This window comes from Longimicrobium sp. (assembly GCF_036387355.1).
Lineage (GTDB): Bacteria > Gemmatimonadota > Gemmatimonadetes > Longimicrobiales > Longimicrobiaceae > Longimicrobium.
In genome coordinates, this window is sequence record NZ_DASVTX010000477.1 from 1 (window position 1) to 10,130 (window position 10,130).

Genomic DNA, 10,130 nt, shown 5'->3' on the forward strand with positions numbered 1-10,130 from the left:
GGAGGGGGCTCGGCGCCGTTGGCAACAGCTGTATCGTTGCCTACGGCGCGCGCAGCCCGGCCCGGAGTGCAGCGCAGGGACACGCCCTCATCCGCGGTTGTCGTTGCTGGTTCCGGCCACGCCGGGTGTTGAAATCGGGCATTAGGCAATAAGCGGACGGGCGGGAGTCGGGCGGGATGGCGAGTGAGATGCGCATGCCCCGGGGCGGCGGGCCGGGGAGGACCTTCCGGAGATACGGATGCAGATTCCCATCGAGCAGTACACGCTGGAAAACGGGCTGCGCGTGGTGCTTTCGCGCGACGACGCGCTCCCCATCGTGGCGGTGAACCTCTGGTACAGCGTCGGCAGCCGCGACGAGCGGCCCGGGCGCACCGGGCTGGCCCACCTCTTTGAACACATGATGTTCCAGGGATCGCTCAACGTGAGCGACACCCAGCACATCCAGATGGTGGAGCGCGTGGGCGGCACCATCAACGCCTCCACCTGGCTGGACCGCACCAACTACTACACCATCCTCCCCTCCAGCCACCTGGAACTGGCGCTCTGGCTGGACGCGGACCGCATGGCCGGCTTCGTGGCCGCGCTCACGCAGGAGAAGTTCGACAACCAGCGCGAGGTGGTAAAGAACGAGCGCCGCCAGCGGGTGGACAACGCGCCCTACGGCGACTGGGACGAGCGGCTGCAGCGGCTGGTGTGGCCCGAGGACCACCCGTACCACCACTCCGTCATCGGCAGCATGGAAGACCTGGACGCCGCCAGCCTGGATGACGTCGCCAACTTCTTTCGCACCTACTACGCGCCCAACAACGCCGTCCTTACCCTGTGCGGCGACTTTGAGCCGGACGAGGCGCGGCGGATGATCGAGCGCCACTTCGGCCCCGTGCCGCGCGGGCCGGAGGTGCCGGCGCTCCCCGGCCAGCCCGTCATTGCCCCCATTCCCCTGGCCGCCGAGGTGCGCGAGCGGGTGGAGAGCGCCGTGGCCCTGTCCCGTGTGTACGTGGCGTGGCGCATTCCGCCGTACGGCGCGCCGGAGTACTACGTCGCCGACCTGCTTTCCGAGCTTCTGGCCGGCGGCAAGTCCGCGCGCATGTACCGGTCGCTGGTGCGCGAGCAGCGGCTGACGGCCTCCGTGGGCGCCTTCGTGTTTCCCGTCGTTACCGGCGCGTCGGCCTTCGTGCTGCGAGGCAACGCGCTCCCGGGACAGGCGCCGGAACCGCTGGAAGAAGCGATGATGGCCGAACTGCGCGAGGTGGCCGAGACGCCGCCTACGCCAGCGGAAATGGAGCGCGCCATGACGGGGCTGGAGGCGCGCCGCATTCTGGAGCTGCAGAAGGTGAGCGAGCGGGCGGACAACATCTCCATGATGGCCACCTACTTTGGCGATCCGGGGCTGATCAACACCGAACTGGAGCGCTACCGCGGGCTCACCGCGCACGACGTGCAGGCGTTCGTGCGCACCTACCTGAACCCGGACAACCGCGTGGTGCTTACCTACGTTCCCCAGCCCGCCGCGGAGGCCGCGTGAGCGCGCACGACGAGCTGGACCGCACCCGGCCGCCCGCGCCCGGCGCGCTGCGCCCCTTTCACTTTCCGCCCGTGCAGCGCGCCACGCTCAGCAGCGGGCTGCAGGTGCTGCTGGCGGAGAACCACACCTTTCCGCTCGCCACGCTGGACCTCGTCCTTCCCGCGGGCGGCCTTTCGGAGCCGGAGGGCAAGGGGGGCGTGAGCTCGCTCACCTCAGGGCTGCTGGAGTCCGGCGCGGGCGCGCGTGACGCCGCGGAGGTTGCGGAGCGGGTGGATGAACTGGGGCTGGTGCTGGAGAACGGCAACTCGTGGGACACGACCCTGGTGGGGTTCACGGGGCTGAACACCCGGCTGGACGCGGGAATGGAGGTGCTCGCCGACCTGGCGATCCGCCCCACCTTTCCCGCGGACGAGGTGGAGCGCATCCGCAACGAGCGCCTGGCCGGCCTGACGCAGCGCCGCAACGATCCGGGTGCGCTGGCCGACGAGCTGGTGACGCACTTCATCTTTCCCGACGCGCATCCCTTTTCGCGCCGCATGGGCGGGCTGGCGTGCACCCTCGCCATCCTGGCGCGGGAGGACGTAACGGCCTTTCACGACGCGCACTACCGGCCGGGGGGCGCGTGGCTCTGCGCCGCGGGCGACCTGACGCTGGACGAGGTGGTGCGGCTGGCGGAGCGCCACTTTGCCGGGTGGACGGGCTCCGTGCCCGCCCCCGCGGAGCCGCAGGCCACCAACCGGCTGCAGCAGACCACCATTCTGCTGGCGGACCGCCCCGGCTCGGTGCAGAGCGAGGTGCGGGTGGGGCACATCGGCGTTCCGCGCAACCATCCGGACTACTTCGCCATCACCGTGCTGAACGCCATCCTGGGCGGCACTTTCAGCTCGCGGCTGAACCTGAACCTGCGCGAAAAGCTGGGCTACACGTACGGCGCCAGCAGCAGCTTCGGGATGCGGCGCGCGCCCGGCACCTTTCACGTCAGCAGCGCCATCCAGAGCGAGCCCACGCCGCACGCAGTGAGCGAGATTCTGCGCGACATGCGCGAGGTGCAGCAGGACCTGGTACCGCGGGAAGATCTGGAGAACGCGCAGAACTACCTGGCCGGCGTGTTTCCCCTGGGGTTGCAGACTACGGACGGGCTTTCCGGAAAGCTGAGCACGCTGGCCGTGTACGGGCTGCCGGACGACTACTTCGGCCACTACCGCGAGCGGCTGCTGGCCGTCACCCGCGAGGAGGTGCGCGAGGCCGCCCGCACGCATCTGATGCCCGACCGCGCCGCCATCGTCATCGTGGGCGACGCGGGGGCGCTGCGGCCCGGGCTGGAGGCGCTGAACGCCGGCCCCGTGCAGATCGTGGATCCCGCCACCGAACTGCGCTGATCCGCCGCAGGAACGGATGATGGCCATCCGCACACGCCCCGCGCCCCCCGGCGCGGGGCGTCCGTTCATCGGCGGCGGGCGGAACGGGATGGGCGAACCGGGAGGGCGGCGAATCCGGACGCGGTGCCCGCTGATGCCGTTGCACCGGCGGGAGTCCGCCGGTCGGAAACCGCACGGGGGGAGATGCGCGCGGGTCACTTCGCGTGAGGGATGCGCGCCCGGAGGGCCGAGAACCCGGAGCGGCAGGGCACAGCCGTATCGTGCCCTGGTGCGGAGGGGGCTCGGCGCCGTTGGCAACCGCTGTATCGTTGCCTACGGCGCGCGCAGCCCGGCCCGGAGCGCAGCGCAGGGACACGCCCGCGTCCGCCCTCGTCCTTTCTGGATCCGGAACCGCCGGGTTAGGATCAAGTTAACACCGTTCCGGGGCGGTTCCGCCGCGGGGCGCATGCGTCCATACTTACAGCGTGAGAGAGAAACCGATGCGGGAAGATCAGGCGCAGGTGCAGCCGGGGCTGGTGGAGCGGCGGCCGGTGCACCGGGGGAGGGTGGTGGACCTGGGGATGGACACGGTCCGCTTTCCCGACGGGTCGGTGGGCGAACTGGAGATGATCCGCCACTCGGGCGCCTCGGCGGTGCTGCCGGTGCTGAGCGACCCGTCCGGCCCGGACCCCCAGATTGTGCTGGTGCGGCAGTACCGCTACGCCACCGATGGCTGGCTGTACGAAGTGCCCGCCGGCCGTCCCGACCGCCCCGGCGAGCCGTGGGATGAATGCGCGCGGCGGGAACTGCGCGAGGAAACCGGGCTGGAAGCCGGCGAACTGCGCCCGCTGACCGCCATCTGGACCACCCCCGGCTTTACCGACGAGCGCATCCACCTCTTCATCGCCACCGGGCTGACCGCCGGCGCCACGCAGCACGACGCCGACGAGTTCATGTCCACCGTCACGCTCCCCATGTCCGAGGCGCTGCGGATGGTGCGCGACGGCGAGATTACCGACGGCAAGACCATCTGCACGCTGCTGTACGCGGCGGGGTTCGTTTTCGGGCTGTAGGCCGCCGGTCAGAGCCGCGCCCGGACGAGCGTTCTTTCCAAAGCAGCGCTGCCGCGGGGACACGCAGGGTGTCATTTCTCCGCCACCCCGTCCCCTGCAGAGGACGGCGGAGCGACGGCCGGTCCAAGCCCGAAGGCACGATTTGCCAGCGGAGACGCGGGATTTTCCGCCTTCCGCTCCGGAGCGGCCCCCGGTACGGGGCGTGCCCCTGCAGCACGGGGGGCAGCCGCCCGTCCGGTACACATCAGGAGGCCTTTGCCATGTTCAAACTTTCCGTCAGCGAACGCCGCGACGCGCAGAAGCCGCGCTCCCCGCGTGAGGAACTGAAGCAGCTGGACGACAGCGGCGTGGTGGCCGCGCACCTGGCGGGCAACCGGCTCGCGTTCGGCGAACTGGTGGAGCGCTACCAGAACCGGCTGCTCAACTTCGTCTACCGCAGCACCGGCGACCGGGAGCGCGCGGAAGACCTGGTGCAGGAAACCTTCATTCGCGTGTACCGGCACCTGCACCGCTTTGACCAGAGCAAGAAGTTCTCGACCTGGGTGTACACGATCTCGTCGAACCTGGCCAAGAACGAGCTGCGCAACCGCTCGCGCAACCCGCTGGTGCTGTTTCAGACGCTGCTCAAGAACCGCGACGCGGACGCCAAGCCGCTGGAGTGGGAAGACAACACCTACCGACCGGACGACCTGTTCCGGAAGCGCCACCTGAAAAGCCAGGTGGACGCCGCGGTGGACCAGCTTCCCGAGCACCACCGCACCGTCTTCGTGCTCCGCGAGATGGAGGGCAAGACGTACGAGGAGATCGCCGAGATCACCTCCACCAACCTGGGCACGGTCAAGAGCCGCCTGAACCGCGCGCGCAACAACTTCGCCGCGCTCATCGCCCCGGTGCTGGACTGACCGGCTTGGGGAGAAGCGGAGGGACCAAGGGGCGGGCCGGACACTCCGGCCCGCCCCCCTTTCCGTTCCGCCCGGCCGCGCGCATTGTGGTGCGTGTCCCCCGGCGCGGTCAGGCGCGTGTCGGAGCGACGCGCCGGGTGTGGAACCCTGACACGGCTGCCGCGTACAACGGCGCGCTGGTGAATGGTGGCGAGGTGGCGGAGAGCTTCAAGGCGAGGTGAGGGCACCGATGGACTGCGACGTTTTCCTGGACGGCTACTCCGAGTACCGCGACGGGCTTCTGCCCGAGGCGGAGCATGGCGCGTACGCCGCGCACCTGCGGGCCTGCGCCTCGTGCGCGCGCTACGACCGGGTGATCGGCAAGGGCGTGCGCATGCTGCGCGACGAGCCTGAACTGGAAGTGTCGGAAGACTTCATGGCCCGGCTGCAGCACCGCATCTACCACGTGGACGAGGAAGTGCGCACCTCGTCCCGCCGCCGCGCGCGGGGTGTGGCCGCGGGCGGTACGCTGGCCGCGGCCGCGGCGCTGGCCGGCGTGGCGCTCATCCCCGGCCGCGGGGGCGAGAACACGGCGCTCCCCAGCATGGCCGTGCAGAGCGGCAGTTCCGTGGCCGCCTCGCTGGCCGCCGCGGAAGCCGAGAACGCCGCCACCGGGCTGGGCGCGCGGCTGGAGCAGGTAGGGGTAGACGTGTACCCCATGCCGTACCGCGACGTGCTGTACAGCCCGGCGTCGGTCACCACGTCGATGGGGCACACGGCGGGCGCGGCGCGCCTGCGCGGCGAGTAAGTGCCCGCCATTCGCCCCGCGCAGCTGGACCGCACCCTTCGCGAACGCGTCGCGGGGGGTGCGTTCTTCTTTCACGGCGACGAAGACTTTCTGCGCGAAGAGGCCGCCGGGCGCGTGGTGGCGGCCTACCTTGACCCTGCCACCCGCGACTTCAACTTTGATCAGGTGCGCGGCGCCGACGTGGCCGCCGAAGACCTGGCAAGCGTAATCGGCACGCCGCCCATGATGGCGGAGCACCGCGTGGTGGTGGTGCGCGACGCGCAGGGGCTCAGCGTGAAGGCGCGCGAGGTGGTGGAGGCGGCCGCCAAGGCGCCCCCGGCGGGGCTCATCCTGGTCCTTTCCGCCGCCATCCCCTCGGCCAGCAAGGCCAAGTTCTACGACGAGCTGAAGAAGCACGCCGTTTCGGTGGAGTACGCGCCCCTGTCGCACGACGACGCGCCGGGGTGGGCCATGGAGACCGCGCGCGAGGAGCTGGGCTACGAGCTGGAGCCGGACGCCGCGCGCGCGCTGGTGGGCGGGGTGGGGGTGGACCTGGGGACGCTCACGTCTGAGCTCAAGAAGCTGGCCGCCTACGCGCAGGGGCGCGAGCGGGTCACGCTCGACGACGTGCGCGCCGTGGGCGGCGCCATTCCCCGGCAGGACCGCTGGGAGTGGTTCGATCTGGTGGCGGAGCGGCGCTTTCGCGAGGCGGTCGCCGCACTCCCCGTGATGCTGGACCAGGGAGAGAACGGGGTGGGGCTGGTGATCGGGATGGGAGGGGTGCTGCTCAAGATCGGCCTCGTGTGCGCGGGGGGGCAGGGCGCGCTGGAGCGCGAGCTGAAGCCGTTTCAGAAGTGGATGGCGCGCCGCATCGGGCCGCAGGCACGCCGGTGGACGCTGCCGGAGGTGGACCGCGCCATGGAAGAGCTGCTGCGCACCGACCGCCTGCTCAAGTCCGCCTCGCTTTCCGACCGGCAGGCCATCGAAGAATTGCTGCTGCGGCTGTGGGCCATCGAGCGCCCGGCCCGCGCGGCCTGATCTCCGGACAACAACGACGACGGCCCTCCCCGGAAGCTCCGGGGAGGGCCGTCGTGCGTCAGCGCAGCGCGTCCAGCACGGCCTCGGGGTGGCGCGCGACGACGCGCAGCAGCGCCCGCGCGGGGCCCTCGGGGCGGCGCCGCCCCTGCTCCCAGTTGCGCAGGGTGCCCACGGGCACGCCCATCATGGCCGCGAACTTGGGCTGCGACAGCTTGAGCCGCGTGCGCAGCTCCTTTACGTCGACCTCGTCGGCCACGAAGGTGCGCGAGGGCGCGGCCTCGCCGCGAAGGATGGCGCCGCCCTCGCGCACGCTCTGGAGAAGCTCGTTGAACAGTTCGTCGCGCATGGCCACGACCGCCTCCGGGGAATGGGTTTGATCAGCCGAACTCGGCCTGCACCAGTGCCTTGAGCACCCGCCGCTGGTGCGTGGACAGGTCGTCCTGCTCGTTCTTGGGATACATGTGCAGCATGAGCAGCCGGTTGTGCGAAAGCGCGGCGTAGTAGATGACCCGCACCCCGCCGCGCTTTCCGCGCTCGCTCCCCGCCCACCGCACCTTGCGGATGCCCCCCGTGCCCGCGATGACCGACCCCGTGGAAGGGTCGTCGAGGAGCACGATCTGGAGTTCGCGGTACGACTCGGGAGAAAGAAGCTCCTGCACGCGCCCGCGTGAACATGGGCGTTTCGACGATCTCAAGCTGCATGGCGGGCCCCATGGTGATTGTCCCGCCTCATCTCCAACATACACCAGCGGCGCACGTGCGTCAATGGTGTAGAGTGTCGGAGTTCGGGAACTGCCGGGCGGTGTCCGGATCGTACAGCATGCGATTGATTCGCGCCATAACGCAAAATCCGCCACAGGTGGGCAAATCGTCTGGATCTCCGCGCGGTGGTTGAGCCTGGGCGTGCGTGCAGGTATATTCGGGCATGCCCGCAAACCTGACCGATCTGCTCACCAGCGGCTCCGTTCCGCTGTATCTGGCTCCCCAGGCGGGAGTCAGCGAGTCGCCGTTCCGCCGGCTGTGCCGCGAGTACGGGGCCGACGTCGTGGTTTCCGAGTTCGTTTCGGCGGAGGGAATCCGCCGGCACGACCGGCGCACGCACGGCTACCTGCGCTTTCACGACGACGAACGCCCCATCGGCATCCAGATCTTCGGCTCGGAGCCGGAGGCCATGGCCGAGGCCGCGCGGCTGGTGGAAGAGGTGTACGAGCCGGACTTTCTGGACATCAACTTTGGGTGCCCGGTCAAGAAGGTGGTGAGCCGCAACGGGGGCTCGGGGTGCCTGCGCGACCTGGACCTGGTGCAGTCCATCATCCGGCAGGTCAAGGCGGCCATCAGCATTCCCACGACGGTCAAGATCCGCAGCGGGTTCACGGAAGAGACGCGCAGGCCGGTGGAGATCGCGCTGCGCTGCCAGGACGCCGGCGCGGTGGCGCTCACGCTGCACGCCCGGACGCGGACGCAGATGTACAGCGGCACGGCTAACTGGGATGAGATCGCCGCCGTCAAGGCCGCGCTCGACATCCCCGTCATTGGCAACGGCGACGTGTTCCGGGGCGAGGACGCGGCCCGCATGCACGCCCACACCGGGTGCGACGCCATCATGATCGCGCGCGGATCGCACGGGGCGCCCTGGCTGTTCCGGCAGGCCCGCGCGGCGCTGCAGGGGGTCCCCATCCCGCCCGACCCCGATCCGGCGGAGCGCTTTCGCATCGTCATCGAGCACGCGCGCCTGGCCATTGCCTGGGAGGCGGACGAGGAAAAAGCGATGATTGAGTTCCGCAAGCACCTGGGGTGGTATACCAAGGGGCTGCCCAACGGGCGCCTGCTGCGGCAGGAGCTGTTCGAGGTGCGCCGGCTGGAGGACGCGGAGCGGCTGCTGGAAGGCTACCTGGCGGAGTACGAAGGGGCGCCGGCGTGACCCCCGAGCGGCTGCGGGCGCTGCTGGACGAGGTGGCGCGCGGTGCCCTTCCCGTGGAAGAGGCGGAGCGGCGGCTGGCGTGGGCGCCCACGGAAGACCTGGGCTTCGCGCGGGTGGACCACCACCGCGCGCTGCGCCACGGCTTTCCCGAAGTGGTGTTCGGCCTGGGCAAGACGCCGGAGCAGCTGGCGGCCATCGCCGGGCGCATCGCGGCGCGCGGAGAGGGCGTCCTGTGCACGCGCGTGGCGGAAGCCGCGGACGACGCGCTGCGGGCCGCCGTTCCCGGCATCCGCATCAACCCGCTGGGGCGGACGGCGTACCTGCCCGCCGCGGAGCCGGTCGCGCGGCGCACGCGGGGGACGGTGCTGATCGTCACGGCGGGAACCAGCGACCTGCCCGTGGCGGAAGAGGCGGCGGACACGGCGGCCGCCTTCGGCAACCCCGTGGAGCGCCTGACGGACGTGGGCGTGGCGGGGATTCACCGCATCCTGGGCGCGCGCGACACGCTGGCCGGCGCCGCCGTCATCATCGTCGTCGCGGGGATGGAAGGGGCGCTCCCCTCCGTCGTGGGCGGGCTCGTTTCCGTTCCCGTCATCGCCGTGCCGACGAGCGTGGGGTACGGCGCCTCGTTCGGCGGGCTTTCCGCGCTGCTGGGAATGCTGAACTCCTGCGCGTCCGGCGTCACCGTTGTCAACATCGACAACGGGTTCGGCGCGGCCTCCGCCGCGTCGCGCATCAACCTCCTTCCGCCCGCCTGACCATCCGCACTTCCCCGCGCGTTCCCCCCCTGCTTCCGCTCGCGGCGACGGCGCTGGCCTACCTGGCCCTGCTGGCGCTCGCGCCGCGGCTGCCCTGGTGGGGCGGCGCGCTCGCCGTCGCGGTGCTGGCGGGGATGGCGGTGTGGACGTTCCGCGTGCGCGGGAAGGATGCGGCTTCCGCCGCGGCGATGTGGCCCGCCGTCCACCTGCTCATCGCCGTCACCGGCCACCTCGCCTCTCCCCTGGTTCCGCTGGGCGCCGCCTGGGCCGCGCTGTTCGCGCGCCGCGCGCCGCGGTGGGCCCTGCACGGGGCCGGGGCGGCCCTGGTCCTGGGCCTGGGGGCGGACGCGATGGACGGGACGCTGCCGGGGTGGGCCGCCGCGCTGCGCTGGGCGCTGCTGATGGCGGTTGCGCCCGCGCTGGCCGGCGTGGGCGCGCGGATGGGCCGCGGCGCGTCCGCCCACCCGGAGCGCCCGCAGCCCGCGCCCGCGGCTCCGCGCGAGGGGGCGGCGACGGACGCGGAAACGGTGGAGACGGCGATGGGGATCGTGCTGCGCGCCACGGACGCGCACGAGGCGGCGCTCTGGCGGGCGGAGGGCGACGGGAACGAGCGGTTGGCGGCGCTGATGACCCGCGTGGCCGCGCCGGACGTTCCCGCGCCCGCGTCGCCGGTGGCGCTGGCGGGGCACCCGTTCGCCTGGGCCATTGACGAGCGCCTGCCGCAGCGCATTGAGCGGGGCAAGCGCGACCTGCCCTCTGCCTGGGCCGCGGAGATGCTGCTGGTGCCGG

The 10,130-nt window shown here is 71.3% G+C and carries 10 protein-coding genes and 1 pseudogene; 9 read left to right on the forward strand and 2 right to left on the reverse strand.

The genetic code is table 11. The features are described 5' to 3' along the window. Positions 1 to 238 precede the first annotated feature (238 nt). The 6 genes from VF665_RS20585 to holA all read left to right on the forward strand — a co-directional run bounded on the left by VF665_RS20585 (position 239) and on the right by holA (position 6,662). The gene (locus VF665_RS20585; RefSeq protein WP_331055343.1) at positions 239 to 1,525 is read left to right on the forward strand and encodes a pitrilysin family protein; all 1,287 of its coding nucleotides are present in this window, start codon (positions 239 to 241) and stop codon (positions 1,523 to 1,525) included. Then, the gene (locus VF665_RS20590) at positions 1,522 to 2,904 is read left to right on the forward strand and encodes a pitrilysin family protein (protein ID WP_331055344.1); all 1,383 of its coding nucleotides are present in this window, start codon (positions 1,522 to 1,524) and stop codon (positions 2,902 to 2,904) included. Before VF665_RS20585 ends, VF665_RS20590 begins: the two co-directional genes overlap by 4 nt. A gap of 479 nt (positions 2,905 to 3,383) precedes the next feature. Then, positions 3,384 to 3,956 carry an NUDIX hydrolase gene (locus tag VF665_RS20595; protein WP_331055345.1) on the forward strand — a complete coding sequence of 191 codons (573 nt, stop codon included), beginning with the start codon at positions 3,384 to 3,386 and terminating at the stop codon, positions 3,954 to 3,956. 260 nt (positions 3,957 to 4,216) lie between these two features. Continuing rightward, on the forward strand, positions 4,217 to 4,858 hold the full coding sequence (locus VF665_RS20600) for a sigma-70 family RNA polymerase sigma factor (protein ID WP_331055346.1): 642 nt from the start codon (positions 4,217 to 4,219) through the stop codon (positions 4,856 to 4,858). 229 nt (positions 4,859 to 5,087) lie between these two features. Then, a complete protein-coding gene (locus tag VF665_RS20605; RefSeq protein ID WP_331055347.1) occupies positions 5,088 to 5,645 on the forward strand; it encodes a hypothetical protein in 558 nt (185 codons plus the stop codon). After that, a complete protein-coding gene (gene holA, locus VF665_RS20610) occupies positions 5,646 to 6,662 on the forward strand; it encodes a DNA polymerase III subunit delta (protein WP_331055348.1) in 1,017 nt (338 codons plus the stop codon). Positions 6,663 to 6,720: 58 nt separating this feature from the next. On the opposite strand, the gene VF665_RS20615 is transcribed toward holA, so the two are convergent. Together VF665_RS20615 and VF665_RS20620 are read right to left on the reverse strand one after the other, a co-directional pair. Beyond that, complete coding sequence (locus VF665_RS20615; protein WP_331055353.1) at positions 6,721 to 7,008, reverse strand: helix-turn-helix domain-containing protein; 288 nt, start codon at positions 7,006 to 7,008, stop codon at positions 6,721 to 6,723. Between the two features lie 31 nt (positions 7,009 to 7,039). Further along, positions 7,040 to 7,321: a type II toxin-antitoxin system RelE/ParE family toxin gene (locus tag VF665_RS20620; RefSeq protein ID WP_331055349.1), complete on the reverse strand. Its 282-nt coding sequence runs from the start codon at positions 7,319 to 7,321 to the stop codon at positions 7,040 to 7,042. A gap of 266 nt (positions 7,322 to 7,587) precedes the next feature. Between VF665_RS20620 and dusB the strand changes: the two genes are divergently transcribed. The 3 genes and pseudogenes from dusB to VF665_RS20635 form a co-directional block, all read left to right on the forward strand. Further along, on the forward strand, positions 7,588 to 8,583 hold the full coding sequence (dusB, locus tag VF665_RS20625; protein ID WP_331055350.1) for a tRNA dihydrouridine synthase DusB: 996 nt from the start codon (positions 7,588 to 7,590) through the stop codon (positions 8,581 to 8,583). Then, positions 8,580 to 9,341, forward strand: a complete 762-nt coding sequence (larB, locus tag VF665_RS20630) for a nickel pincer cofactor biosynthesis protein LarB (protein WP_331055351.1) — start codon at positions 8,580 to 8,582, stop codon at positions 9,339 to 9,341. Before dusB ends, larB begins: the two co-directional genes overlap by 4 nt. A 134-nt stretch (positions 9,342 to 9,475) precedes the next feature. Then, a pseudogene (locus tag VF665_RS20635) lies at positions 9,476 to 10,130 on the forward strand (hypothetical protein); the annotation flags it as partial.